Origin of the sequence: Dickeya sp. NCPPB 3274 (assembly GCF_000406205.1) — a bacterium.
In the GTDB taxonomy this organism is placed as follows: domain Bacteria; phylum Pseudomonadota; class Gammaproteobacteria; order Enterobacterales; family Enterobacteriaceae; genus Dickeya; species Dickeya fangzhongdai.
Genome location: NZ_CM001979.1, coordinates 4701512 through 4727687 on the forward strand (window position 1 = coordinate 4701512; position 26176 = coordinate 4727687).

The 26176-nt window shown below is 58.6% G+C and carries 22 protein-coding genes; 5 read left to right on the forward strand and 17 right to left on the reverse strand.

Features of this window, described 5'->3' with window-relative positions:
• Positions 1 to 121: 121 nt before the first annotated feature.
• The 7 genes from ubiB to argC form a co-directional block, all read right to left on the reverse strand.
• Positions 122 to 1759 carry a ubiquinone biosynthesis regulatory protein kinase UbiB gene (gene ubiB / locus DXX3274_RS21005; RefSeq protein WP_042861505.1) on the reverse strand — a complete coding sequence of 546 codons (1638 nt, stop codon included), beginning with the start codon at positions 1757 to 1759 and terminating at the stop codon, positions 122 to 124.
• Complete coding sequence (locus DXX3274_RS21010) at positions 1756 to 2364, reverse strand: SCP2 domain-containing protein (protein ID WP_042861506.1); 609 nt, start codon at positions 2362 to 2364, stop codon at positions 1756 to 1758. Before DXX3274_RS21010 ends, ubiB begins: the two co-directional genes overlap by 4 nt.
• 13 nt (positions 2365 to 2377) lie before the next feature.
• Positions 2378 to 3133, reverse strand: a complete 756-nt coding sequence (ubiE, locus tag DXX3274_RS21015) for a bifunctional demethylmenaquinone methyltransferase/2-methoxy-6-polyprenyl-1,4-benzoquinol methylase UbiE (protein ID WP_042862256.1) — start codon at positions 3131 to 3133, stop codon at positions 2378 to 2380.
• Between the two features lie 121 nt (positions 3134 to 3254).
• Entirely contained in the window at positions 3255 to 4787 is a 1533-nt protein-coding gene (gene rmuC, locus DXX3274_RS21020; RefSeq protein WP_042861507.1) for a DNA recombination protein RmuC, read from the reverse strand.
• Between the two features lie 187 nt (positions 4788 to 4974).
• Complete coding sequence (argH, locus tag DXX3274_RS21025; protein WP_042861508.1) at positions 4975 to 6348, reverse strand: argininosuccinate lyase; 1374 nt, start codon at positions 6346 to 6348, stop codon at positions 4975 to 4977.
• Between the two features lie 117 nt (positions 6349 to 6465).
• The gene (gene argB / locus DXX3274_RS21030; RefSeq protein ID WP_038663426.1) at positions 6466 to 7239 is read right to left on the reverse strand and encodes an acetylglutamate kinase; all 774 of its coding nucleotides are present in this window, start codon (positions 7237 to 7239) and stop codon (positions 6466 to 6468) included.
• Between the two features lie 24 nt (positions 7240 to 7263).
• Positions 7264 to 8268: an N-acetyl-gamma-glutamyl-phosphate reductase gene (gene argC / locus DXX3274_RS21035; RefSeq protein ID WP_042861509.1), complete on the reverse strand. Its 1005-nt coding sequence runs from the start codon at positions 8266 to 8268 to the stop codon at positions 7264 to 7266.
• A gap of 214 nt (positions 8269 to 8482) precedes the next feature.
• On the opposite strand from argC, the gene argE reads away from it, so the two are divergent.
• Positions 8483 to 9634 (forward strand): acetylornithine deacetylase, encoded by a 1152-nt coding sequence (argE, locus tag DXX3274_RS21040; RefSeq protein ID WP_042861510.1) that lies wholly within the window; start codon positions 8483 to 8485, stop codon positions 9632 to 9634.
• A gap of 365 nt (positions 9635 to 9999) precedes the next feature.
• Positions 10000 to 12639, forward strand: a complete 2640-nt coding sequence (gene ppc / locus DXX3274_RS21045; protein ID WP_042861511.1) for a phosphoenolpyruvate carboxylase — start codon at positions 10000 to 10002, stop codon at positions 12637 to 12639.
• A gap of 97 nt (positions 12640 to 12736) precedes the next feature.
• Here the strand turns inward: ppc and DXX3274_RS21050 are convergent, their stop codons facing one another.
• On the reverse strand, positions 12737 to 13633 hold the full coding sequence (locus tag DXX3274_RS21050) for a DMT family transporter (protein WP_042861512.1): 897 nt from the start codon (positions 13631 to 13633) through the stop codon (positions 12737 to 12739).
• 143 nt (positions 13634 to 13776) lie between these two features.
• On the opposite strand from DXX3274_RS21050, the gene gcvA reads away from it, so the two are divergent.
• Entirely contained in the window at positions 13777 to 14661 is an 885-nt protein-coding gene (gene gcvA / locus DXX3274_RS21055; protein ID WP_042861513.1) for a transcriptional regulator GcvA, read from the forward strand.
• Between the two features lie 77 nt (positions 14662 to 14738).
• Here the strand turns inward: gcvA and DXX3274_RS21060 are convergent, their stop codons facing one another.
• Positions 14739 to 15521 (reverse strand): tyrosine-protein phosphatase, encoded by a 783-nt coding sequence (locus DXX3274_RS21060; protein WP_042861514.1) that lies wholly within the window; start codon positions 15519 to 15521, stop codon positions 14739 to 14741.
• A gap of 264 nt (positions 15522 to 15785) precedes the next feature.
• Positions 15786 to 16547, reverse strand: coding sequence for a uridine phosphorylase (udp, locus tag DXX3274_RS21065; protein WP_042861515.1), 762 nt, complete (start codon positions 16545 to 16547; stop codon positions 15786 to 15788).
• A gap of 287 nt (positions 16548 to 16834) precedes the next feature.
• Between udp and DXX3274_RS21070 the strand changes: the two genes are divergently transcribed.
• Positions 16835 to 17662: a dienelactone hydrolase family protein gene (locus DXX3274_RS21070; RefSeq protein ID WP_042861516.1), complete on the forward strand. Its 828-nt coding sequence runs from the start codon at positions 16835 to 16837 to the stop codon at positions 17660 to 17662.
• A 169-nt stretch (positions 17663 to 17831) separates the two neighbouring features.
• On the opposite strand, the gene metE is transcribed toward DXX3274_RS21070, so the two are convergent.
• Positions 17832 to 20099 carry a 5-methyltetrahydropteroyltriglutamate--homocysteine S-methyltransferase gene (gene metE, locus DXX3274_RS21075; protein ID WP_042861518.1) on the reverse strand — a complete coding sequence of 756 codons (2268 nt, stop codon included), beginning with the start codon at positions 20097 to 20099 and terminating at the stop codon, positions 17832 to 17834.
• 104 nt (positions 20100 to 20203) lie between these two features.
• On the opposite strand from metE, the gene metR reads away from it, so the two are divergent.
• Entirely contained in the window at positions 20204 to 21142 is a 939-nt protein-coding gene (gene metR, locus DXX3274_RS21085) for an HTH-type transcriptional regulator MetR (RefSeq protein ID WP_071604004.1), read from the forward strand.
• Here the strand turns inward: metR and DXX3274_RS21090 are convergent.
• From DXX3274_RS21090 to DXX3274_RS21115, 6 genes are all read right to left on the reverse strand, one after another.
• Positions 21045 to 21944: a carboxylate/amino acid/amine transporter gene (locus DXX3274_RS21090; protein WP_042862258.1), complete on the reverse strand. Its 900-nt coding sequence runs from the start codon at positions 21942 to 21944 to the stop codon at positions 21045 to 21047. The two genes, metR and DXX3274_RS21090, sit on opposite strands and share 98 nt — an antisense overlap.
• Before the next feature lie 110 nt (positions 21945 to 22054).
• Positions 22055 to 22660, reverse strand: a complete 606-nt coding sequence (gene pagP, locus DXX3274_RS21095) for a lipid IV(A) palmitoyltransferase PagP (protein WP_152495287.1) — start codon at positions 22658 to 22660, stop codon at positions 22055 to 22057.
• 380 nt (positions 22661 to 23040) lie between these two features.
• Positions 23041 to 23862, reverse strand: coding sequence for a serine O-acetyltransferase (gene cysE, locus DXX3274_RS21100; RefSeq protein WP_013319915.1), 822 nt, complete (start codon positions 23860 to 23862; stop codon positions 23041 to 23043).
• A gap of 133 nt (positions 23863 to 23995) precedes the next feature.
• A complete protein-coding gene (gpsA, locus tag DXX3274_RS21105; RefSeq protein ID WP_042861521.1) occupies positions 23996 to 25015 on the reverse strand; it encodes an NAD(P)H-dependent glycerol-3-phosphate dehydrogenase in 1020 nt (339 codons plus the stop codon).
• A complete protein-coding gene (gene secB, locus DXX3274_RS21110) occupies positions 25015 to 25485 on the reverse strand; it encodes a protein-export chaperone SecB (RefSeq protein WP_042861522.1) in 471 nt (156 codons plus the stop codon). Before secB ends, gpsA begins: the two co-directional genes overlap by 1 nt.
• A gap of 99 nt (positions 25486 to 25584) precedes the next feature.
• Complete coding sequence (locus DXX3274_RS21115; RefSeq protein WP_042861523.1) at positions 25585 to 26016, reverse strand: rhodanese-like domain-containing protein; 432 nt, start codon at positions 26014 to 26016, stop codon at positions 25585 to 25587.
• Positions 26017 to 26176 lie beyond the last annotated feature (160 nt).

Genomic DNA, 26176 nt, shown 5'->3' on the forward strand with positions numbered 1-26176 from the left:
CCTCTTTACTCAAAAGGAATTCATGTGACACGTTCATCCGGTGCCGTCAGGCTCCTGATGAGGCGCTTGCTCAACCGGTGCAGCTGTTCAACGAATACAATTGTTCAACGAGTGCAATTGTTCAACGAGTACTACGCCAGCCGACAATCCAGGCCACAAAACCGGCGGCGATCAGGCCAGCCGGTACGATATCGGCCTCTACCTTACTGACCAACAGTATCGTCCCGCTCAACAGCAGCGTCGCCCCGACACCCAGCATATAACGGGCCCGACCATGGCGGGTGCGTTGTGTCCGCAGCTCGCTGGTCAACAGCTCCATGTTCTGCTTTAGCATCTTATGCTGGCGTAAACCGTCATAGAACAATTCGGGAATCTCAGGCAGTTTCTCCACCCAAAACGGCGCTTTCTCTTTAAATGCGCGCAACATGGCGGGCAATCCAACCTGATCCTTCAGCCAGGTTTCCAGAAAAGGCTTAGCCGTCTTCCACAAATCCAGCTGCGGGTAGAGCTGGCGCCCCACTCCCTCAATGTACAGTAACGTCTTCTGTAGCAGCACCAATTGGGGCTGCACTTCCATATTGAAGCGACGCGCCGTATTAAAGAGGTTCAATAATACATGACCGAAAGAAATTTCTGCTAACGGCTTTTCAAATATTGGCTCGCACACGGTACGGATAGCGAATTCGAACTCTTCTACATTGGTGTCTTGCGGAACCCAACCGGAGTCTACATGCAGCTCGGCGACGCGGCGGTAATCGCGGTTGAAAAAGGCAATAAAGTTCTCCGCCAGATAGCGCTTATCGTTTTTATTCAGCGAACCGACAATGCCGCAGTCAATGCCGATATATTGCGGGTCTTCCGGATGCTCGTAGCTGATGAAGATATTGCCGGGATGCATGTCGGCATGGAAAAAACTGTCGCGGAACACCTGGGTGAAAAAGACTTGCACGCCGCGCTCGGCCAGCAGCGGCATATTGATGCCGTGCCGCTTGAGCGCCTCGATATCCGACACCGGAATACCGTAAATACGCTCCATCACCAGTACCTGTTCGTTACAATAGTCAGAATAGATTTCCGGCACGTACAGCATCGGGCTATTTTCAAAATTGCGCCGCAACTGAATAGCGTTGGCGGCTTCACGCAGCAGGTTCAGTTCATCCAGCAGCGTTTTTTCATACTCACGCACCACTTCGCGCGGCCGCAGACGACGCCCGTCCGGCAGCAGAATCGGCAACCAGCCGGCCAGACGATTCATCAACCGCATGTCCGCCTTGATGACCGGCAGAATATCCGGACGAATGACTTTGATGACGATGTTCTTGCCGGTAGTTTTCAGCCTGGCGGTGTGCACCTGGGCAATCGACGCCGACGCCAGCGGTTTGGCGTCAAAATCATCGAACCAGGTTTCCAGCTTTCCGCCCATCGACATCTCAATCTGCCGGCGGGCCAGCTCGCCGTCAAACGGTTCCACCTGATCCTGCAGCATCGCCAGTTGGTCGGCGATAGCGGGGGGAAACAAGTCACGGCGGGTCGACATCATCTGGCCGAACTTGATCCATACCGGACCCAGTTCCTGCAGCGCCAGACGCAAACGCTCGCCCAATGGTTTGTCCTTGTGGCGATTCGGCAGCCAGAACCACAGGCAACGCCAAAGACGCAACGGCGTCGTCAGAGGAATACGCGGAATCAGTTCATCCAGACCATAACTCAGCAGCACCCCGATAATCCGGTACAGCCGCAGCAATTCTCCCGGCGTCATGGCGATCCCTCCAGTTTTGCCAGTCGGCCGGACAGGGTTTCCGCCGACTGCGCCAGAGCGTCCACTTCATCGGCAAACCACAGCCCTTCCAGTTTGCCCGGCGCCAGACGCCACTCTTCGGTCACGGTTTCCGACAACGCCTGCTGCTGGCGACATACCGAGCGCATTAGCGCCCCAGTCACGTTGCCGACCGCCTGACTCAGCCCTTCCGCCACCACATCGCCCAGCCAGGGCGACAGCCACTCTGCCGGGTCAAACTCCGCCAGATCCAGCAAGGTGACGAACTGCTGCGCAACCTGAATGTCGCCTTCCAGCACCAGCTCGCCACTGCGCATCAGCGCGGACAATTGCTGCCGGTCGCGCAGTTTCACCAACGCCGACAGGCGGGTCTGCAATAGGCAATCCGGCTGCGCCGACCACTGACTCATGACATCGAGACGGTACTCGGAGAAAACCAATACCAGCGGCGTATCCAGCTCCGCCACTTCAACTCGCAACGTTTTTCCGTGCAAACGCTGACGGGCGGCCTTCATGCTCCGGTCGCGGAACAACAGCTGGTTGAGCGCTGTTTCCAGTGCCGCCGTCAACACAGGCATTATCAACATGGGAGTATCCAACTCAGAATTTAAATCCGCGATGCAACGCCACAATACCGCTGGTCAGATTGAAGTAATCCACACTGTCAAAACCGGCATCGACCATCATCCCTTTCAGGGTTTCCTGATCCGGGTGCATACGGATAGACTCCGCCAGATAGCGGTAACTGCCGGCATCGCTGGCTATCATTTCGCCAATGCGGGGCAGCACATGGAAAGAGTAAGCATCGTATACCTTGCTTAACGCTTTCACGGTTGGCTTCGAAAACTCCAGTACCAGCAGGCGACCACCGGGCTTCAACACCCGATACATGGAACGCAGCGCCTTCTCTTTTTCGGTTACGTTACGCAACCCGAACGAAATAGTGATGCAGTCGAAAAAGTTATCCGGAAACGGCAGGGCTTCGGCGTTGGCCTGAACATAGCTGACATTGCCCACCACACCGTGGTTGCGCAGTTTCTCGCGTCCTACTTTCAGCATCGACGCGTTGATATCCGCCAGCACCACTTCGCCTTCATCCCCCACCAGACGGGAGAATTTAGCGGTCAGGTCGCCGGTGCCGCCAGCCAAGTCCAGCACGCGCTGGCCGCGGCGCACACCGCTGCATTCGATGGTAAACCGTTTCCAGACGCGGTGAATGCCAAACGACATCAGATCGTTCATCAGGTCATATTTGGCCGCCACAGAATGAAAAACACCCGCGACCATGGCTTCCTTATCGTCTTTAGCTACCGTGCGAAAACCAAAATGTGTCGTTTTTTCCGAATCGTCTACCATGTTATCCGCCTGCTTTTTCAACTTCAGGATCTTGTTACCCATTAATGGGTAGAGAGTGTAACAGACCCCGCCCGAAAGCGACCGCCCTTCTTTTCACCCTATACATCGAACCTGATCAACATCATACCGCCGTGCCGTTCTGCACATCATCCGTACCACGTTCAGCCGCATCGTCATCCAGATCCTGCGACAGCGCGGGCAGCTCATCATACGCCAACGGTTCGTCTTGCATTACGGGCACATTGACCGGCCGCTTAATCTCCACCCCCAGCGCACGAAACCCTTCGGCCTGGCCGATAAGGTTGCCACGCCCGGACGCCAGCTTTTTCATCGCCTGACGGTAACCGGCCTGCGCCTTGTCCAGCCCTTGCCCCAGCGTGGCCATGTCGTCAACGAACAAACGCAGTTTGTCATACAACCGGGACGCCCGTTCGGCGATCAGCTGCGCATTGCGGCTTTGCTGCTCGTAACGCCAGAGATTGTTAATTGTCCGTAACGCTACCAGCAAAGTCGTGGGGCTGACCAGCATAATATTATGACGCAATGCCTCGGTAATCAGATCAGGCTGACGGTCGATTGCCACCAGAAACGCCGGCTCGACCGGGATGAACATCAGTACATAGTCGAGCGAACGCAACCCCGGCAGTTGCTGGTAATCTTTGCCGCCCAGCAGCCGGATATGATTGCGGATAGACAGCAGATGCTCGTTGAGCGCCGCCGCACGCTCGACCTCGTTGTCGCTGTTGAAATAACGCTCATAGGCCACCAACGACATTTTGGCGTCGATGACCACATCCTTGCCGTGCGGCAGCCGGACGATCACATCCGGTTGCAGGCGACTGTTGCTGCCGGTTTGTACGCTGACCTGGGTGTCATATTCATGCCCCTCGCGCAGCCCGGAGCTTTCCAGCACCCGGCTTAACACCACCTCTCCCCAGTTGCCCTGGGTTTTATTGTCCCCTTTCAACGCATTGGTGAGGTTGATGGCTTCCTGCGCCATGCGGGCGTTAAGCTGTTGCAGGTTACGGATTTCATGAGCCAGCGTATGTCGCTCCTTCGATTCGGCGCCAAAGCTCTCCTGCACCTGACGGCGAAAACCGTCCAGCTGTTCGCGCAGCGGCGTCAGCAGTTTTTCCATGCTCTGCTGATTTTGCTGGTCTACTTTGTGCCCGTTCTGTTCAAAGATGCGATTGGCAAGGTTTTCAAACTGGGCGGACAACCGCTGTTCGCTGTTCATCAACAACCGCTGCTTTTCTTCCGCCGCCAGCCGAGTTTCTTCAAGGCGGATCGTCACTTCGCGCAGTTCCGCTTCCTGCGCGCCGTTGACTTCACGCAGCGCACGCAGTTCCTGATTAAGCTGAACGCACTCTTCCCGCAGCTCCGCCAGTTGCCGCAATTTTTCCTCGCCAGCCGCCAGTTGGCCGTGCAGCGTACGCAGTTCCTGCGTCTGCTGATCCAGCCGCTGTTGGTCCTGCCGTCGCATCTGCTGGCTTTCAACCAGTTGTTGGCGCGTCTGTTCCAGCGCCTGCTGTTGCAACTGTAATTCGGTGTCATGCCGCGCCTGACGCTGCTGCTGCCACAGGCTGGCGGCCAGCCAACCCAGCAGCAGGCCGACCACGCCGCCGCCGACGCCATAAAACAAGGAGATCTCCACACCGCCTCCGGGTTATGAGTACCACTGCCCGCCAAGGTAAAATGAGGCTGTATATATGTCCAGAGGTGACGCGAGAAATCGGCCGAAAAAGCCGCTGTCAAACGAGAAAATGCGAGCCGACTTCAGAAAGCGGCGGCAGAAAAAACAAAACCGGCCCTTGAGCCGGTTTTGGAACTTATCGCAGAGATTACGCCAGACGCTGTTTTGCGTCGGCGATGGCGCGCGCGACCTGTTGCGGCGACACCCCGCCCTGCGCGGCGCGTTTGTCCAGACAGGATTGCAACGACAGCACCGGATACACATCGTCTTCGATCACGGCGCTGAACTGTTTGAGATCCGCCAGCGACAACGCTTCCAGCGCTTTGCCCTGCCGAATAGCCTCCACCACCGCTTCGCCGACGATGTGGTGCGCTTCACGGAACGGCACGCCTTTGGCGACCAGATAATCGGCCAGTTCGGTGGCGTTGGCGTAGCCCTGCTGCGCCGCGTCCTGACAACGCGGACGTTTCACCTGGATGCCTTCCAGCACCAGCGCCGCCATCATCAGGCAGTCGTGCCAGGTGTCCAGCGCGTCGAACAACCCTTCCTTGTCTTCCTGCATATCTTTGTTGTACGCCAGCGGCAGGCCTTTCAGCGTCACCAGCATACCGGCCAGCGCGCCCTGCACCCGTCCGCATTTACCGCGGATCAGCTCCAGCGCGTCCGGGTTCTTTTTCTGCGGCATCAGCGAAGAGCCGGAGGTCACGCGGTCGGACAGTTCGACAAACGCCGCTTCACCGCTGTTGAAGAAGATCAAATCTTCAGCGAAGCGCGACAGATGCACCATGCCGATGGAGGCGTCAGACAGCAGTTCCAGCACGTGATCGCGATCGGATACCGTATCCAGACTGTTGCGCGTCGCCGAGGCAAAACCCAGCCAGCCGGCCAGTTGCTCGCGGTCGATAGGATAGGCGGTGCCAGCCAGCGCGCCGCAACCCAGCGGGCTGACGTCCAGACGCTTGAGCGTATCTTCCAGACGACTCTCGTCACGCGCGAGCATTTCATGATAAGCCAGACACCAGTGGGCGAACGTTACCGGCTGCGCGCGCTGCAAATGGGTATACCCCGGCATCACCGCATCCTGATTAGCCTCGGCGGTAGCGACCAGCGCGGCGCGCAGATGACGGATCGCCTGCGCCAGTTCGCTCACCTGCGCCTTGCACCACAGTTTCAGGTCGGTAGCAACCTGATCGTTACGGCTGCGCCCGGTGTGCAGTTTCTTGCCCAGATCGCCGACTTTCTCGATCAGTTTCTGCTCCACCCAGCTGTGGATGTCTTCCGCGTCGCTTTGCAGGATAGCGTCGGGATCCGCCTGCACCTCTTTCAGCAGTGCGTTGAGCGCCTGCTCCAGTTGCTGCTGTTCCTGAGCGCTCAGTACGTTCACCGTCACCAGCGCCTTGGACCAGCCGATGGATCCGATGATGTCCTGCTCCGCCAGACGGTAATCAAACCGCAGTGAATCGTTGAACTGTTTAAAACGTTGATCTGCCGCCTGCGTGAACCGTCCGCCCCACAAAGCCATAACTACACTCCCGGTATCTCTGATAAAGGCGGGCCGACTCCTGTCCGCCCCGCCGTTGAACTGCTCGTATTTCTCCGGCGGCTGTCGCCGGGAGAAAACGTGATTGATGCTCGCGGCTTACGCCAGAATACGGGTGCCGATGGACACGCCGTTGAACAACGCCGGCAACTGCTCGGCGTGACGCCAGCTGGCGATATCCACCGGACGTCCCAGCGCGCGCGCCGCGTCCAGCGCCGCATTAACCTTGACGATCATGCCGTCGGTAATAATGCCCTGCGCGATCAGTTCTTCCGCTTTGCCGGCGGTCATTTCCGCGATGCGCTGACCTTTGCCGTCCAGAATGCCGCTGACATCGGACAGCAGGATCAGGTCGGCGCCCAGCGTCTGCGCCAGCGCGGTGGCGGCCTGATCGGCGTTGACGTTCATCAGTTCGCCGCCGGCAGTGATGCCGATGGAGCTAATGACCGGCAGATAACCGGCATTCAGCAGGGTGTTGAGCAGCGCCGGAGAGCCGACTTCGGCTTTACCCACGTGCCCCAGTTCGTCGTTCAGTTGCGTGACCACCGTGCTGCCGCCATCCGCCAGACTCAGGCCCACGGCGTTGATGCCGTGACGAATCGACCAGGCCAGCAGGGTTTTGTTGGCGGAACCGGCCAGCGCGCCGGTAATGATGTCGATCTGATCGGCAGGCGTCACGCGCAGGCCGTTCTTCTTGACCACCGGCAGCGACAGTTTCTTCATCAGGTCGTCCACCAGACAGCCGCCACCATGCACGATCACCAGCGGGCGCTGATGCTGCTGACGGTAGGTCACCAGCGCGGTGAACAGGCGCTCCAGCGCCTCTTCGCTATCCAGTAATACGCCGCCTAATTTGATAATTAACGGATTCATCGGTCTTTGCGCCTCAGGGTGTCATCAGAGTAAGGATTGGGTTTCAGGGAAACCGAAGCGAATGTTCATGCACTGCACAGCCTGCGCCGCCGCGCCTTTGAGCAGGTTATCTTCGGTGGCGACCACGATCAGGTGCTCGTCCTGCACCGCGAAGCCGATGTCGCAGAACGGCAGACCGACCACCGATTTCAGCGCCGGCACGCCTTTCTCATACAACCGCACCAGCGGTTTGTCATGGTAGGCGTTGTGGTAGGCTTCCGCCACGTCCTGCGCGGTAACGCCCGGCTGCAGGCGGCAGGTGATGGTCGCCAGAATGCCGCGCGGGAAATTGCCCAGATGCGGGGTAAAAATCACCGGAATGCCTAGATGGGTGGCGATCTCCGGATGATGGCGATGGTTGAAAATGCCATACGGCTGCAGGCTGACTTCACAGAAGCTGTTGGTCATGCTCGCTTTACGGCCAGCGCCGCTGACGCCGCTGGTGGCGTCGATCACCGGCCACTGGTTCGGGTTCAGCAAGCCGCCTTCCACCAGCGGTTTCAATGCCAGCTGGGACGCGGTCGGGTAGCAACCCGGCACCGCAATCAGCTGCGCCTGCTTGATGCTGTCCGCCTGCCATTCCGCCAGACCGTACACCGCCTGCGCCAGCCAGTCGGTATGCTGATGCTCGAAGCCGTAGTAACGGGTGTAGAATTCGGGATCCTGTACGCGAAACGCGCCGGAAAGATCGAACACGGTGCAGCCGGCTTTCAGGAACTGCGGCGCCAAATCGTGGCTCACCTTGTGGTCGGTGGCCAGAAACACCACGTCCACGCCTTTGGCGGCGTCGGCCACGTCGGTCAGCGGCTGCACCGGCAAGTCAATAATGCCTTTAAGCTGGGGATGCAGGTCGGAAATGCGTTTTCCCGCATCAACACTTTGCGCGGAAACCGCCAAAGCGGTTATGTTCATCTGCGGGTGACGGTTCAGGTACAGGGCCAGCTCAGCGCCGGTATAGCCACTTGCACCAACGATCAACGTATTCAGCATGAGTTCGGTATACCTTTATTGCCAGATAGGTGGAACAGGGAGCAGGCTCATCAGCGCAGCCACGCCGTTCACCCACAAAAGCCAGAAGAAACGATTATGCGACAATCTCGTATCGTCGCACAGCTTATGATTTCATTTCGTCCGGCATTATTGTATTTTTATTCACAATAAATGCATGAATATTGATACTATCCTAACCCAGAGGCTGTCAACAGTGAAGATGAATTTACCCCCTTTTATGGAGCTGTACCGGGCATTGATCGCCACTCCGTCCATCAGCGCCACCGAGCGCGCCCTGGATCAAAGCAATGAGACCTTAATCAACCTGTTGGCGGGATGGTTTAGCGATCTGGGTTTTCATATCGACGTGCAGCCGGTGCCCGGCACCTTTAATAAATTCAACCTGCTGGCCCGCCTGGGAGAAGGCAGCGGCGGCCTGCTGCTGGCCGGTCATACCGACACGGTGCCGTTCGACGACGGCCGCTGGACGCGCGACCCGTTCACCCTGACCGAGCACGACAACAAACTCTACGGGCTCGGCACCGCCGACATGAAAGGCTTTTTCGCCTTTATTCTCGATGCGCTGCGCGATGTGGATGCCGGTAAGCTGACCAAACCGCTGTACATTCTGGCGACCGCGGATGAAGAAACGACGATGGCGGGCGCCAAGTATTTCTCCGAATCGACCGGCATTCGCCCGGACTGCGCCATTATCGGCGAGCCGACGTCATTGCAGCCGGTGCGCGCCCACAAGGGCCACATGTCGAACGTCGTGCGTATTCAGGGCCAGTCCGGCCATTCCAGCGACCCGTCGCGCGGCGTCAACGCCATCGAACTGATGCACGAAGCCATTTCCGAGCTGATGGTGCTACGCAACACGCTGCAAGAGCGCTATCACAACCCGGCGTTCCATATCCCTTATCCGACCATGAACTTTGGTCACATTCATGGCGGCGACGCCGCCAACCGCATCTGCGCCTGCTGCGACCTGCACATGGATATCCGCCCGCTGCCGGGCATGACGCTGAGCGATCTCAACGGTCTTATGAGCGAAGCGCTGGCGCCGGTCAGCGAACGCTGGCCCGGCCGTCTCACCATCAGCGAACTGCATCCGCCGATTCCGGGTTACGAGTGCCCGGCGGATCATCATCTGGCGCAGGTGGTGGAACAACTGGTGGGGCAGCCGACCGATGTGGTGAATTACTGCACCGAAGCGCCGTTCATTCAGGAACTGTGCCCGACGCTGGTGCTTGGCCCCGGCTCCATCAATCAGGCGCATCAGCCGGATGAATTTATCGACATGTCGTTCATCAAACCGACGCGCACGTTGATTACCCAGTTGGTGCATCACTTCTGTCAGCACTGATCTGTCAGCGCTGATTTCGTGTACTGACGTTGCCCGGCGGTGAGCGCCGGGCAACATTGTCATTACCGCCGAAAAAAACTCCACACGCAGCCAACCAGCTATCCACCTCTTTTTTATTGCCTTCTTGCCGCCTTCTTCATTGCCGTTCTTACTTTCGCCACCGCCATAAGATAAGCGTCACTTATCGGCAAGCTTTTGTAATTAAATTTCACAAATTGCCTTTGCACCGGTTAAACAGGTACAACTGTAGGGATTAAAGGACGTTCATTGACGAACAATGGCGAACGTGGCTAGATAACAGACAGTAACCACACAATTTCTGTGTGTAATAAATTTACAAAATCAAGAGATGGGTCAGGGTAACTATGAATGAACAATATTCCGCCATGCGGAGCAATGTCAGCATGCTGGGTAAATTGCTCGGCGACACCATCAAGGATGCGCTGGGCGCCAATATCCTTGAGCGTGTTGAAACAATCCGCAAGCTGTCCAAAGCCTCGCGAGCCGGCAGCGAAACACACCGTCAGGAACTGCTGACCACACTGCAGAACCTGTCCAACGAGGAGCTGCTGCCGGTCGCCCGCGCGTTCAGCCAGTTCCTTAACCTGACCAACACGGCGGAGCAGTACCACAGCATTTCTCCGCACGGCGAGGCGGCCAGTAACCCGGAAGCGCTGGCGACGGTGTTTCGCAGCCTGAAAAGCCGTGACAATTTGAGCGACAAGGATATCCGCGACGCGGTGGAATCGCTCTCCATCGAGCTGGTGCTGACCGCGCACCCGACCGAAATCACCCGCCGCACGCTGATCCACAAACTGGTTGAAGTGAATACCTGCCTCAAGCAGCTCGACCACGACGATCTGGCCGACTATGAACGCCATCAGATCATGCGCCGTCTGCGCCAGCTGATCGCCCAGTACTGGCATACCGATGAAATCCGCAAAATCCGCCCGACGCCGGTGGACGAAGCCAAGTGGGGCTTCGCGGTGGTGGAAAACAGCCTGTGGGAAGGGGTGCCGGCGTTCCTGCGCGAACTCGACGAACAGATGGACAAGGAACTTGGCTATCGTCTGCCGGTGGATTCGGTGCCGGTACGCTTCACCTCCTGGATGGGCGGCGACCGCGACGGCAACCCGAACGTGACCGCTGAAGTCACCCGCCGCGTACTGCTGTTAAGCCGCTGGAAAGCCGCCGATCTGTTCCTGCGCGATGTGCAGGTACTGGTGTCCGAACTGTCGATGACCACCTGTACCCCGGAGCTGCAACAACTGGCGGGCGGCGACGAAGTGCAGGAACCTTACCGCGAGCTGATGAAAACGCTGCGCGCGCAGCTGACCGCCACCCTGAACTATCTGGACGCGCGTCTGAAAGGCGAGCAACTGGTCGCGCCCAAAGATCTGCTGGTCACCAACGAGCAGTTGTGGGATCCGCTGTATGCCTGTTACCAGTCGCTGCATGCCTGCGGCATGGGCATCATCGCCGACGGTCAGTTGCTCGACACCCTGCGCCGGGTACGCTGCTTTGGCGTGCCGCTGGTGCGTATCGACGTACGGCAGGAGAGCACCCGTCACACCGACGCGTTGGCGGAAATCACCCGCTATCTGGGGCTGGGAGACTATGAAAGCTGGTCGGAATCCGACAAACAGGCGTTCCTGATCCGCGAGCTTAACTCCAAGCGCCCGCTGCTGCCGCGTCAGTGGGAACCCAGCGCCGACACGCAGGAAGTGCTGGAAACCTGCCGGGTGATCGCCGAAACCCCGCGCGATTCCATCGCCGCCTACGTGATCTCGATGGCGCGCACCCCGTCCGACGTGCTGGCGGTGCATCTGCTGCTGAAGGAAGCCGGCTGCCCGTACGCGCTGCCAGTGGCGCCGCTGTTCGAAACGCTGGACGACCTGAATAACGCCGATAGCGTGATGATCCAGTTGCTTAACATCGACTGGTATCGCGGTTTCATTCAGGGCAAACAGATGGTGATGATCGGCTATTCCGACTCCGCCAAAGACGCCGGGGTGATGGCCGCGTCCTGGGCGCAGTACCGCGCGCAGGACGCGCTGATCAAGACCTGCGAGAAATACGGCATCGCGCTGACGCTGTTCCACGGTCGCGGCGGCTCCATCGGCCGCGGCGGCGCGCCGGCCCATGCCGCGCTGCTCTCCCAACCGCCGGGCAGCCTGAAAGGCGGCCTGCGCGTTACCGAACAGGGCGAGATGATCCGCTTCAAGTTCGGTCTGCCGGAAGTCACCATCAGCAGCCTGTCGCTCTACACGTCCGCCATTCTGGAAGCCAACCTGCTGCCGCCGCCGGAACCGAAGCAGGAATGGCATCACATCATGAACGAGCTGTCGCGCATTTCCTGCGACATGTACCGCGGCTACGTGCGGGAAAACCCGGACTTCGTGCCTTACTTCCGCGCCGCCACGCCGGAACTGGAACTGGGTAAACTGCCGCTGGGGTCGCGCCCGGCTAAACGCCGGCCGAACGGCGGCGTTGAAAGCCTGCGCGCCATCCCGTGGATTTTCGCCTGGACCCAGAACCGCCTGATGCTGCCCGCCTGGCTGGGCGCCGGCGCCGCGCTGCAAAAAGTGATCGACGACGGTCACCAGAACCAGCTGGAAGCCATGTGCCGCGACTGGCCGTTCTTCTCCACCCGCATCGGTATGCTGGAGATGGTGTTCGCCAAGGCCGACCTGTGGCTGGCGGAATACTACGATCAACGGCTGGTGGAAGAGAAACTGTGGTCGCTCGGCAAACAGCTGCGCGAGCAGTTGGAAAAAGACATCAAGGCGGTGCTGACCATCTCCAACGACGACCATCTGATGGCTGATCTGCCGTGGATCGCCGAATCCATCGCGCTGCGTAACGTCTACACCGACCCGCTCAACGTGTTGCAGGCGGAACTGTTGCACCGCTCGCGCCAGCAGGACACGCCGGACCCGCAGGTAGAGCAGGCGCTGATGGTCACCATCGCCGGCGTCGCCGCCGGGATGCGCAATACCGGCTAACCCGACGGGACGATCATGCGCGGGGTCGGCCACGGCCCCGCGTGTTCACCGGTAAACCGCATTATCCGCGTATCACATTACCCGCGTATTTTCCCTTTCACGTTCTGCGCTGCGATGCCGGCGAATGCAACACCAGCCACACGGCAATGACTATCATTATTCCGCCGGTAATCACATCGGTGGAAAGTTGCTCACCCAGCCCGGCCCATCCCCACAGAATGCCGAAAGGGGGAATCAGGAAAGTGACGCTCAGCGATTTCAACGGGCCGATATCGGCAATCAGGCGGAAATAAAGCACATACGCCAGCGCGGTACACACCAGCCCCAACGCCAGTATGCTTATCCACAATGCAGGCGGCTGCCAGCCGCTTATCGGCACCGTCATAACGGAGTAAATAAAGAAAGGCAGTAAAAACAGGGTCGCGCCCAATTGGCTGCCGGTAGCCACCAACATCGGAGCAAGCCCACCGCGATCGGTAATCCAGCGTTTCGTCAGAAAGCCGGCGACGGCGTAACATGCCGTCGCCATCAGGCAGGCCGCCATGCCGGGGATCAGCCGAATGACCGAATTCGCGCTGCCGGTGGTGGTCATCAACATCACGCCGGCCAGACCAAGAAACGCGCCCAGCAGCTTTCTGGCGGTGATCGGCTCACTGAAAAACAGAAAGCCGACGCAAGCTCCCATCAGCGGCGTGGTCGCATTGAGAATAGCGGAATAGCCCGCAGGCAGAGACAGAGCAGCCAGGCAATACATCAGAAACGGCACTCCTGAATTGATCACCCCCAGCAGCAACAGCGTGCCCAGTTTGCCGCGAAAGTCGGGTCTGGTTCCCAACAAACCAAGAAGCAGCGACAGCCCCATAAATCCCAGCAGTACACGAAAAAACGCAGTATTTATCGCGCCAATCGCTGGCGACGCCACCCGCATAAACAAAAAGCTCGCGCCCCAGATGGCCGCCAGCGAAAAAAGACGCATAACGTCAGCATACTTCATGATCCACTCCTGATGAGGTTAGCGGCCGACTGGCACAAATAGCGCCGTTCCCGGCTTCCCACCAATCACATCACGCCCATCCCACCTGTACAAATCAGGAATTTAGTGACAATTTAGTTTTTCTGATCCATTGAGGAACCGGGATGAAACTGCCGCCGCTACACGCGCTGATGTGCTTTGAAGCCGCCGGCCGGCTGCTGAGCATGAAAAAAGCTGCAGAAGAGCTTCACGTCACGCCCGGCGCCATCAGCCAACAAATCACCAGTCTGGAAAATAAGCTGGAACGCCAGCTATTTGTCCGTGGTGTACGTTCTCTGACCCTCACGCCGCAGGGCCAGCTCTATCTTCAGTCCATCATGCCGGCTTTTAGCCGTATCGCGCTGGCGACCGAACGCCTGACGGCGGCGGATCATCACCACGTCATCACCCTGAGTTGCACCTCAGGCTTTACCACCCAATGGCTGCTGCCACGCTTGCCCGCCTTTGAAGCGCGATATCCGGACTGTGAAGTACGCATCAACACCACCCATCGGCTGGTGGATCTGGCGGCTGAGGGCATTACGTTCGCCGTTCGTCACGGCAACGGCCGCTACCCCGACTTAATCGCGGACCGTCTGCTTGGCGACGGGTTGATCCCCGTGTGCAGCCCGTCGTGGCTTAATGGCCACGCGCGGTTGGCATCGCCGCAGGAAATACTGAACGCCGTGTTGCTGCATGACGAACACCGGACGGACTGGGCATTATGGTTCCGGGCTATCGGGGTTGAAAATGCGCAGACCGACCAGGGTCCGGTGTTTGTTGATTCGAATGGCGTCATCGAAGCCGCTATCGCAGGCGCGGGGGTGGCGCTGGTCAGGCAATCGCTGATCGGCCGGGAACTGGCGGAAGGAAAGTTGGTTTCGCCGCTGCAGGTTAACGTCGACTCGCCGCTGGCGTATTATCTGGTGTACGACGCCTCCGCCCTGCTGTCGCGCACCAACCGATGTTTCCGCGACTGGCTGCTGGCTGAAGCGGCACAGGCGGGCTAATCCGCCGTTTCTGATGTTGTATTGTGACAACAGCCCGGTCAGAAAGACCTCCCCGGCCCCACATTAAAAAACCGGCGTCACGCCAGATACTTCTCCCGCAGCCCTTCCCGCGCCGACGCATCCAGTGCGTAATCCTGCTCCAGCCAGTTATCCACTGAGCCATGTCGCTCACGGATAGTATGCAGCGCGGTCACCAGAAACTCTTCGCGGGCGGAAAGCACGAAATCAAAGCGCTTCAGCGCCTTTTCGCTCAGGCTCGACGCCAAATCTTCCAGCAGTTGGCGACGGAACGGAATCAGGGTGGATTCGGTGACCAGATAATCTTCCATTACCGTTTGCTCATCCGCGCCCAGCGCGAACAGCACCAGCGCGGAACCAATGCCGGTACGATCCTTGCCCACCGCGCAATGTTGCACCAGCGCGCCATCGTCAGGCTGGCGCAGCAACGCCACCAAATGTTGGTAGGCCGGATTGCCGAATGGCAGGCGGCGGTACAGTTCCAGCATAAAAGCGCGGGAATCGAACGCTTCGAGTTTTTCCGAACCCAGCGTTTCCAGGCTGGCGGTCACTTCATGCCGTAGCGGATTGGCGGGAACCTGATGATAGCGGGCGCCGGACCATAACCGGTCGGGCCGCAACGAGGCTTCATCCTGATCGCGATAGTCCACCACGTGCGCCACCGGCACGCTGGCGAGATGGTCAATGTCACGTTCACTCAGCATGTCCAGCGCGCCGGAGCGAAACAGTCTGCCGCGCCGGACTTGCCGCCCGTCCGCCACGCGGATCCCACCCAGATCACGGAAATTGACGCCACCGTCAAGCGGAAGCAACGAGGGATGCAATAATGAGGTTAACGTCATGTTTTTCCCTGTAGTTATCGATACCGAGTTATCGATACCGAGTTATTAATACTGAGTTATCACTGCCGAATGATTACGGTTGACTCACCGTCGGATGATGGAAACCGGTTCGTATTATCAGACCTGACAATTAAATTAGCATGAAGGCGGGCAAACAGATGAACCGCGCGTGGGAAATCCGCGCGGAAACTGAAAAAGCGGTACGAAGGCTCGGCCATATCGTACCGCTCGCGCCGAACATATCGCCCGGCGATTGAATCGCACTCAGGCGCTCAGCAGTTTGCGGGCCGCCGACAGCACCACGTTGACGGACGCGTGTTCCGCTTTCTGCATCGTAGCGGTATCGGGGATTTCCTGCTGGGTACGGTTCACAATCACGCCCGCCACCATTCCGGCGCGCAGCCCCTGACTGGCGCACATGGTCAGCAGCGTAGCGGACTCCATTTCATAGTTCAGCACGCCCATGCTCTGCCACTCCGCCATTGACCCCTGGAAACGGCTCACTACGCGGCCGGAATAGGTGTCGTAACGCTCCTGGCCCGGATAGAAGGTATCCGAAGAAGCAGTAACGCCGACATGCAGCGTCGCCCCTGCTTCACGCGCCGCTTCCGCCAGCGCGGATGTACAGGCGAAATCCGCCACCGCCGGGAATTCCAGCGGCGCAAAATGCAGGCTTGCACCGTCCAGACGAACCGCCGCCGTGGTCACCAGCACATCGCCCACCGCAATATGCGGCTGGATGGCGCCGGTGGTGCCGACGCGCAGAAACGTGCGCACGCCCAGTTGCGCCAGCTCTTCTACCGCAATCGACGTAGACGGGCCGCCAATACCGGTGGAACAGACAATCACCGGCTTGCCCGCCAGTTCCGCGCGCCAGGAAGTGAACTCCCGATGCGATGCCAGAAACACCGGGTTCTCCATCAGCCGGGCGATTTTCTCCACCCGAGCCGGGTCGCCGGGCACAATCGCCAGCGTGGCACCTTGTAAATCCTGCTTTGTTAAACCGAGATGAAATACATCGGACATAAACGCCTCCAGACAACGGTCAGGTACGGAACGATCTTAGCGCACACACTGCGGCCGTTAAGTGAAGTGCGTCGCTGATTGGAAAGTAACAAACATCCATTTACATTAATATTGTGATATTAATCACAATTCAGACTGTAATCACCCGATGTTGCGTCACGCAATGTGGCACCGATTGCCTTATCGGGTTGTCGGTATTCGCAATACACTACAAAGTTCCTACACTTGCTTAACGCGGGGGCGGCATTCTCCCGCTGGCAGATTCCAGTCTTGATAAAGGAAAGGCAATGAAAACCGATGAGCTACTGACACTCAGAGAGACCACACGGGCATTTTCGCCAGCCGTCATGCCGCTGGCTTCTTCCGCGATTACTACTGACGCCGCTGGGCTGGTTGCCGGCGAGACCACCATCCCTTCGCAGGGCGACAACCTGCCCGCGTATATTGCCAAACCGGAAAAAGCCGACGGCCCGCTGCCGATCGTGCTGGTGGTGCAGGAAATCTTTGGCGTGCATGAGCACATCCGCGATGTATGCCGGCGACTGGCAAAACAAGGCTATCTGGCGATCGCGCCGGAACTCTATTTCCGTCAGGGCGACCCGCAACAGTACAGCGACATTCCCACACTGCTGAGCGAACTGGTCAGCAAGGTGCCGGATAATCAGGTGCTGTCTGACCTCGACCACACCGCGCACTGGGCGGTGCGCCAGGGCGGCGACGCCAGTCGGCTGGCGATCACCGGTTTCTGCTGGGGCGGCCGCATCAGTTGGCTGTATGCTGCGCACAATCCGCAGTTAAAAGCCGCCGTCGCCTGGTACGGCAAACTGGTCGCGGAAAAAACGCTGACCTCGCCTCAACATCCGGTGGACGTGGCGAAAGACCTGAGCGCGCCGGTGCTGGGCCTGTACGGCGGACAGGATAAAGGCATTTCGCTGGAGCAGGTGGAAACCATGCGTCAGGCGCTACGGGCGGTCAATGCCGATGCGGAGATCGTGGTCTACCCGGAAGCGGATCATGCTTTCCATGCCGATTACCGCGCTTCTTACCACGAAGCCTCGGCCAAAGACGGCTGGCAACGCATGCTGGAGTGGTTCGCCCGCTACGGCGTGGTGTAACCCCGCAACAAATGTAAAAAGGGAGACGCTATCGTCTCCCTTGTCATATGTCAGGCGGTGATGCGGAACGTCCCAGCCTTGTGCGTCACATCCTGTGGTTCACGCGCGTCCTGTCATCCTTTGCGCCATTCCTCATCACCGTTTTCGGTTACTGACTGCTTTCGCTAACTTACTCGGCGGTTTCGCGCAGACGTTTCGCTGCCTGCACCATGTTCGCCAGCGACTGACGGGTTTCCGGCCAGCCACGGGTTTTCAGGCCGCAGTCCGGATTCACCCACAGGCGTTCGGACGGAATACGCTGGGCCGCTTTGCGCAGCAGCGCTTCAATCCACTCTACGCTCGGTACGTTCGGCGAGTGAATGTCGTACACGCCTGGGCCGATTTCATTCGGGTACTCGAACTCTTCGAACGATTCCAGCAACTCCATATCGGAACGCGAGGTTTCGATGGTGATCACGTCCGCATCCAGTGCCGCGATGGAATCCATGATGTCGTTGAATTCGCAGTAGCACATGTGGGTGTGGATCTGGGTGTCGTCTTTCGCTACCGCCGCATTCAGGCGGAACGCATCGACCGCCCACTCCAGATAAGCAGCCCAGTCGGAGCGGTGCAGCGGCAAGCCTTCACGCAGCGCCGGTTCGTCAATCTGGATGATGCCGATGCCGGCCTGTTCCAGATCCGCCACTTCGTCGCGCAGCGCCAACGCAATCTGCCTGGCGATGGTTTCACGGGTGACGTCTTCACGCGGGAAGGACCAGCACAGAATGGTGACCGGACCAGTCAGCATGCCTTTCACCGGCTTGTCGGTCAGCGACTGGGCATATTTCGCCCACTCAACCGTGATCGGTTCCGGACGGCTGATGTCGCCAATCACCACCGGTGGTTTCACGCAACGGGAACCGTAGCTCTGTACCCAGCCGTTTTGGGTGAACACGAAGCCGTCCAGATGCTCGCCAAAATACTCCACCATGTCGTTACGTTCGGCTTCACCGTGCACCAGTACGTCCAGCTCCAGACGTTCCTGTTCCACAATCGCCTGTTTGATGTGCTCGGCGATGCCGATACGGTAGTTCTGACCATCCAGACGACCCTGTTTGAAGTCCAGACGCAGGCTGCGGATTTCGGTGGTCTGCGGGAACGAACCGATAGTGGTGGTCGGCCAGGCCGGCAGATTGAAACGCGCACGCTGTGCGTCGGCGCGTACCGGGTACGGATTCTGACGCAGACTGTCCTGCGCGGTGATCGCCGCCAGACGCTTCGCCACCTCCGGGTTGTTAACGCGAGTAGACGTGCGACGGGCGCGGATCGGCGCGCTGTAAGCCACCAGTTCGTCGCCGTTGCCGCTGTTGAGCGCGCGGGTCAGCAGCGCCAGTTCCTGACACTTCTGAATCGCAAAGGCGAACCAGCTCTTCACTTCCTCGTCCAGACGGGTTTCGACGCTGAGATCGATCGGGCTGTGCAGCAGGGAGCAGGAACTGCCCAGCCACAGAGCGCGTTTGCCCAGCAACGGTTGCAGGCGTTCGAACCAGCTCGCCAGGTCGGCGCGCCACACGTTACGGCCGTTGATCACGCCCAGCGACAGCACCCAGTCAGCCGGCAGCTGCGCGTTCAGCGCCGCGGCGTCGTCTTTGCCGTGCACCAGATCGACATGCAGACCCTGTACCGGCAGCGCTTTGATCACGTCCAGATTCTGGCCGATGCTGTCGAAATAGGTGGTCAGCAGCAGTTTCACCTGCCCTTGCAGCGCATCGTAAGCCGGTTTGAAAGCGGCTTTCCATTCGGCGTCCAGTTCCAGCGCCAGCAGTGGCTCGTCAATCTGCACCCACTCGATGCCGCGTTTAGCCAGTTCGGCCAGCACCTGCTGGTACACCGGCAGCACCGCGTTCAGCAGATCCAGACGGTTGAAGGCTTCGCCTTTGACTTTGCCCAGCCACAGGTAGGTCACCGGACCCAGCAGCACCGGCTTCACCTTGTGGCCCAGCGCCAGCGCTTCGTCCACTTCATCCAGCAGTTGCGTCCAGGTCAGCTTGAACTGCTGGCCTTTGGTGAATTCCGGCACCATGTAGTGATAGTTGGTGTTGAACCATTTGGTCATTTCAGCGGCGGCGGCCGGCTCACCGGTCGGTGCGCGGCCACGGCCGATACGGAACAGGGTATCCAGACTCACGGAGCCATCCGCGTTCTGGTGACGGGCAGGTACGTTCCCCAGCAGCAGGCTGGTGGTCAGCACATGGTCGTACCAGGCAAAATCGCCTACCGGCAGCAATTCCACGCCGGCGTCTTTCTGCTGTTGCCAGTGACGGGCACGCAACTCACGGCCCACGGTCAGCAGCGCTTCCTGCGTGCTGTTCCCTGCCCAATAGCTTTCCTGTGCTTTTTTCAGTTCACGACGCAGACCGACGCGCGGAAAACCGAGAGTGTGATTTAAAATTGCCATGCTTGAATTCCCATTTAGCCGTCCAGATGTTTACACATCCATAATCCGCAGGTAGTGTAGTAAGTACAAGCGCAATTTATTCACTGTCACTGTGAAGGACTCTCATGATCGAACTTAAACACTTACGGACGCTGCAGGCGCTGCGCAACACGGGATCGTTAGCCGCCGCCGCCGCACAGCTCCATCAAACGCAATCCGCCCTGTCGCATCAGTTCAGCGATCTGGAACAACGGCTGGGATTCCGTTTGTTCGTCCGTAAGAGCCAGCCGCTGCGCTTTACGCCGCAGGGAGAAATTCTGCTGCAGCTGGCCGAACAGATCCTGCCGCAGATACAGCAGGCGCTGCAGGCATGCAACGAGCCGCATCAGACCACCTTGCGGCTGGCGATCGAGTGTCACAGTTGTATTCAGTGGCTGACGCCGGCACTGGAGAACTTCCACCAAAGCTGGCCGCAAGTGGTGATGGATTTCAAATCCGGCGTCACTTTCGACCCGCAACCTGCGCTGCAACAAGGCGAGCTGGACCTGGTGATGACCTCCGACATTCTGCCGCGCAGCGGCCTGCACTACTCGCCGATGTTCGACTTTGAGGTACGGCTGGTGCTGTCGCCGGATCATCCGCTAGCCGCCAAAGCCATAATTGCACCTGAAGATCTGGCGCAGGAAACGCTGATGATTTATCCGGTGCAGCGTCAGCGGCTGGATGTGTGGCGCCACTTTCTGCAACCAGCGGGGGTCAGCCCGTCGCTAAAAAGCGTAGACAATACCTTGCTGTTGATCCAGATGGTGGCGGCGCGCATGGGCATCGCCGCGCTGCCGCACTGGGTGGTTGAGAGCTTTGAACGTCAGGGGCTGGTCGTCACCAAAACCCTGGGAGAAGGCTTGTGGAGCCGGCTATACGCCGCCGTGCGCGATGGCGAGCAGCGTCAGCCGGTTATCGAAGCGTTTATTCGTTCCGCGCGCCAGCATGCCTGCGAGCATCTGCCGTTTGTGCGGGACGCTTCACGACCCAACGCTGGTGCACCCACAAGGCCACCGCAATAATCGCGGAACCGATGAGAAAGCTGGTCCAGTTCGGCGTTTTCTGCCAGAACGCGAAATTGACCAGCAACCCGGCCGGGACGTGAAAGTTGTTCATGATACTCAACGTGCCGGCGTCCACCTGAGTCGCGCCGTAGTTCCACATGAAATAGCCAAGGCCCGACACCACCACGCCAAGGAACGCCAGCACCCCCCACTGTACCGGTGCGGTGGGCAGTTTGGTCAGATTACCGAATAGCGCCCAGGCCACCAGCGTCACCAGCGCGGCACCGAGGTAGAACCAGGAAAAGGCGCTGTGCTGCGGCATCGGATGCACTTCCATCAGCCGTTTATATCCTACTTGCCCCACGGCAAAACAGATATTGGCCGCCTGCACCAGCAGCAGTCCCCACCAGAAATGTTCGCTCACGCCGTGATAGTGGATCACAGCCGCGCCCAGAACGGCCAGCAAGGCGCTGAATACATAGCCCCAGCGCAGGCGATGCCCGCTGAGCAGGTCGTAAATCAGCGTGACGTACAGCGGCGTCATTACCGAAAACAGCAGAATCGTCGGCACATTGAGGTACAGGTAACTGCGGAACAGGAACAGATACATGACGCCAAGCTGGAAAACGCCCACCAGCAGATACAGCCCCAACACTTTGGGGGAATAGCCGCGCCAGCGCAGGAAAGGCAGAAACACCAGCGCCGCCAGCACCAACCGGAACATGGCTGAGAACCAGCTGTCGACCTGGCCGGCCAGGTATTCGCCAATCAGGCTGAAGGAAAACGACCACAAAATCGTGGTGATGATCAATAACGGCACGGCGTAACTCACTCTATCGCTGTTAACAGGAAGAGCATTGTAGTCGAGTTACGTGGCCGTATTTTCCTCAACTTGGTTTACATAAGAACAAAATATAACCAATCGATTTGTCAGAATTGCCAGCGCAGCCAGGCGAAGAACACGTTGCCATTATTATGCGTGCCGGGAATGTAAGTAGCCTGAAGAGACAGGCGCTGATAACTGACCGACGCCAACGGCAGCAGCACCGGGATCGGGATGTATTTCCAGTTGTCCCGCATGGTTGCCCCGGCGGTAAAGCCCAGCCCCAACTGAAAATCCTGATTTTCCAGCGGCCGCCAGCGTTTTTCATAGCCATAACCGCCGATAGGCTCCCACTTGTTAAAAGAGTCCTTGAACGCCATCAGGTACAGGCTGTGCCAATCGCCATCGCGATCCAGCCGGGATACGCCATAGCCCGCTCCCCAGGGTCGTTCGTTGTACCTGTCGGTCTTCGTCTTGTCGTAAGTCCAGCGGTTATGCCAGGTCATGACCGGCACATACAGATCCTGAGACTGCCAGTGATGCCAGGTCTCCGACAGATTATCGCCGGCGCGCTGCCAGATTCCCGGCCCCGAGCCGCTTTCAACGGCATCAGACGCCGTATTTTCGCCAGACGGCGCGGCAGCAAATGCCGGGGTAAAAAATAGGGAAGACAGTGCAAAGAGGCAGGTGTGTGATGTCAATTTTAATTGCATAAAAAACATGTCCAGAGCGAATTGCCAATAACCGGCAGGCCGGGTGGTCTGGCGTTTATTTCCAGAGGTTTATGATCCGACCACCGATATATAATGATTTTTGCGATATTAAATACAACTAAAGCCAAACCACCGGGCCGATCCGGCGATTTTGAGAGACTTCCTAGGTAAAGTGTATAAGAAACAACCAAATCAGGCGACTTGTCACAATAAGAGGGATAACGCGCAGGCAACAGAATATTCCAGCGGTACTAATGTGTTCTTAAAAGCGACAGCGCCGACGTTGCCAGCAGATAGATAGAAAAAGAGAGGGGCCCGCAGAGGCTAGGGTGAAAAAATCCGGTTATCCGGCTTGCCGGGCAGACAGGCCGGAAAAAATATCAGATGCCGTCGCCGTCTTCAAAACCGCGCAACGAGCCGTTGAAGTACTGGTCCATATCCAGCGAGGGTTTATCGCTTTCCGGGCGGCCGACAATTCGCGCCGGTACGCCGGCGGCCGTGGTATGCGGCGGCACCGGCTGCAACACCACCGAACCCGCGCCAATCTTGGCGCCGCATCCCACTTCGATATTACCCAGGATCTTGGCGCCCGCGCCGATCATCACCCCTTCCCGAATCTTGGGATGACGGTCGCCGTTGGTCTTGCCGGTCCCGCCCAGGGTGACCGATTGCAGGATGGAAACGTCGTTTTCCACGACGGCGGTTTCACCGATCACGATACCGGTGGCATGGTCCAGCATGATGCCGCAACCGATGCGCGCCGCCGGGTGGATATCCACCCCAAATGACACTGAAATCTGGTTCTGCAGGTAAATCGCCAGCGCCTGCCGTTCCTGCCGCCACAGCCAGTGGCCGATACGGTAAGCCTGCAGAGCATGAAATCCTTTCAGATAGAGCAGCGGCGTCGAGTATTTATCCACCGCCGGGTCGCGCAGGCGCACCGCCAGAATATCGCGGGCAGCGGACGCAATCATCTGCGGTTCGGCGCGGTAGGCCTCTTCCACCACTTCACGGATAGCAATCGCCGGCATGATGGCGTTAGCCAGCTTATTCGCCAGCATGTAGCTCAATGCGCTGCCCAGATTCTCATGTTTCAGCAGCGTCGCGTGAAAGAAACTGGCCAGCATCGGTTCGCATTCCGCCAGACTGCGCGCCTCTTCCTTAATGTTTTTCCAAACCAGTTCCAGCTCATCATTCGACATCGCGACACCTCTTTGAAAAACCGTCAACCCACCGCTTCACCGCTTACTACTGCACAATGCACGACTACACAACGCTCTATCAGAATAAAACAACAACGGGCCTCCCGAGGGAAGCCCGATCAATGCCCTGCCGTCACAGGCTGGTGCTTTCGTCTTTGCGCGCCCGACCCAGCAGGCTCAAGGCTGCTTCACGCGCGTCTTTACCACAATACAGCACTTGCCAAAGCTGCTCGGTGATCGGCATTTCCACACCGTAGCGCTGCGCCAGCGCCATCACTTCCTTGGTATTACGGTAGCCTTCCACCACCTGACCAATCTGGTTCTGGGCGCTGACCACTTCCATCCCCTGCCCCAGCATCATGCCGAAACGGCGGTTGCGTGACTGGTTGTCGGTGCAGGTCAGCACCAGATCGCCCAGGCCCGCCATGCCCATAAACGTGGTCGGGTCGGCCCCCAGCGCCACGCCCAGCCGCGTCATCTCGGCCAGACCGCGGGTGATAAGCGCAGTACGCGCATTGGCGCCGAACCCCATGCCGTCAGACATGCCGGCGCCGATGGCGATCACGTTCTTCACGGCGCCTCCCAGCTGCACCCCGATAAAATCAGGGTTGCTGTAGACGCGAAAACTTTTGCCGCAATGCAGCAGATGTTGCAAATCGTCGGAAAACGGCTGATCGGTCGATGCCAGCGCGATCGCGGTAGGCAGCCCGGCCGCCAGCTCTTTGGCGAAAGTCGGCCCGGAGAGCACCGCCAGCGGGATCGTGTTACCCAGCGCTTCGCGGGCGACGTCCTGCAACAGACGGCCGGTTTCCGCTTCCAGCCCTTTGGTGGCCCACACCAGTCGCGCGTCCGCCCGCAGATGGGGCTTGAGCTGGCGCAGCACATCGCCAAACACATGGCTCGGTACCACCACCAGAATGTTGCGGCTGGCGGCCAGCGCCTGCGACAGGTCAGCTTCCAGTTGCAGGGTATCCGGGAACGGTACGTCGGGCAGGAACGCCTGATTGCACCGTGCGGCCTGCAACGCCTGAATATGAGCGGGGTCATGGCCCCAGAGCACCACACGGTGGCCGTTGCGGGCCACCGTGATCGCCAGCGCGGTGCCGTAAGATCCGGCACCGATCACCGTCATTGCTGCATCAGACGGGTTCATCAGGCATCCAGCGTCTGAGCGTCGCCGTCCTGGCCTGCCTGCTGTTCCAGATAGTTCATGAACAGAGCGTCAAAGTTAACCGGAGCCAGGTTCAGCTGCGGGAAGGTGCCGCGGGACACCAGGCTGGTGATGCACTCGCGCGCGTACGGGAACAGCACGTTCGGGCAGTAAGCGCCCAGGCAGTGGGCCAGCTGGGTGCCTTCGATGCCGGAGACGGTGAAGATACCCGCCTGCTGCACTTCACACAGGAACGCGGTTTCTTCGCCGAGGGTGGAGGTCACGGTCACGCGCAGCACGACTTCGTACACATCGTCAGCCAACTGGGTGGATGCGGTATCCAGGTCCAGTTTGACTTCCGGGTTCCATTCCTGCTGGAACACCTGCGGCGCGTTCGGCGCTTCGAAAGAAATATCCTTGGTGTAGATACGCTGGATCTGGAAAGTCAGTTCGCCGTTGTTTTGTTCAGACATGTTGAATAATACCCTTTCGTTAGATTTCCTTGCGCGCTTCCCTTCGCCAGGAAGGACACGCCATAACACAAACAGACTCCCCTCTGACGGGGCGTCGCATTATTTACCGCGCACCAGCGGGAGGTTCTCGCCGCTCCAGCCAGCCAGCCCGTCTTTCAGGATCACGACGCGCTCAAACCCGGCTTTGAACAGGTTCTCTGCCGATTCACGCGATGCCATGCCGTTGGCGCACACCACAATCACCGGCTGCGCCTTGTGTTTTTCCAGCTCGCTCAGGCTGCCGTTTTTGATGTCGTTCGGCAACAGGTTGACGGCGCCGGCGATATGTCCACGACGGTAATCATCACGATTACGGGTGTCTACCACCACCGCATCTTCTTTATTAATCAGTTGGATCGCTTCACCACGAGCCACTTCTTTTACCTTGGACAGTTTACTCTTCACCGTAAGCACAATGACCGCGACCAGCAGGGCAATCCAGGCCACGCTCAGAATCGGGTGTCGGCTGATGAATGGCATAATCTCTTGCATGGGGTGTAACGACTCCGAAATCAGTTAAGCAATTCAAATACAGGGTGTCTGAGTATACCTGTGCGATACCGCAATTACAGCCTGTAAGCCAACATCGCATCATGATTATGCGCGGCGGATTGCATTTATCCGCGGGATCCAAGGCCGGCCGCTGTCATGG

Coding starts and splice junctions, on each gene's coding strand:
- cysE (WP_013319915.1), bottom strand. CDS start 23,862: ATGTCGAATGATGAGCTGGAACTGGTTTGGAAAAACATTAAGGAAGAG.
- udp (WP_042861515.1), bottom strand. CDS start 16,547: ATGTCCGATGTATTTCATCTCGGTTTAACAAAGCAGGATTTACAAGGT.
- metR (WP_071604004.1), top strand. CDS start 20,204: ATGATCGAACTTAAACACTTACGGACGCTGCAGGCGCTGCGCAACACG.
- DXX3274_RS21010 (WP_042861506.1), bottom strand. CDS start 2,364: ATGTTGATAATGCCTGTGTTGACGGCGGCACTGGAAACAGCGCTCAAC.
- metE (WP_042861518.1), bottom strand. CDS start 20,099: ATGGCAATTTTAAATCACACTCTCGGTTTTCCGCGCGTCGGTCTGCGT.
- secB (WP_042861522.1), bottom strand. CDS start 25,485: ATGTCTGAACAAAACAACGGCGAACTGACTTTCCAGATCCAGCGTATC.
- argB (WP_038663426.1), bottom strand. CDS start 7,239: ATGAATCCGTTAATTATCAAATTAGGCGGCGTATTACTGGATAGCGAA.
- DXX3274_RS21060 (WP_042861514.1), bottom strand. CDS start 15,521: ATGACGTTAACCTCATTATTGCATCCCTCGTTGCTTCCGCTTGACGGT.
- pagP (WP_152495287.1), bottom strand. CDS start 22,660: ATGCAATTAAAATTGACATCACACACCTGCCTCTTTGCACTGTCTTCC.
- argH (WP_042861508.1), bottom strand. CDS start 6,348: ATGGCTTTGTGGGGCGGACGGTTCACGCAGGCGGCAGATCAACGTTTT.
- DXX3274_RS21115 (WP_042861523.1), bottom strand. CDS start 26,016: ATGCAAGAGATTATGCCATTCATCAGCCGACACCCGATTCTGAGCGTG.
- argC (WP_042861509.1), bottom strand. CDS start 8,268: ATGCTGAATACGTTGATCGTTGGTGCAAGTGGCTATACCGGCGCTGAG.
- ppc (WP_042861511.1), top strand. CDS start 10,000: ATGAATGAACAATATTCCGCCATGCGGAGCAATGTCAGCATGCTGGGT.
- ubiE (WP_042862256.1), bottom strand. CDS start 3,133: ATGGTAGACGATTCGGAAAAAACGACACATTTTGGTTTTCGCACGGTA.
- gpsA (WP_042861521.1), bottom strand. CDS start 25,015: ATGAACCCGTCTGATGCAGCAATGACGGTGATCGGTGCCGGATCTTAC.
- DXX3274_RS21070 (WP_042861516.1), top strand. CDS start 16,835: ATGAAAACCGATGAGCTACTGACACTCAGAGAGACCACACGGGCATTT.
- gcvA (WP_042861513.1), top strand. CDS start 13,777: ATGAAACTGCCGCCGCTACACGCGCTGATGTGCTTTGAAGCCGCCGGC.
- DXX3274_RS21050 (WP_042861512.1), bottom strand. CDS start 13,633: ATGAAGTATGCTGACGTTATGCGTCTTTTTTCGCTGGCGGCCATCTGG.
- ubiB (WP_042861505.1), bottom strand. CDS start 1,759: ATGACGCCGGGAGAATTGCTGCGGCTGTACCGGATTATCGGGGTGCTG.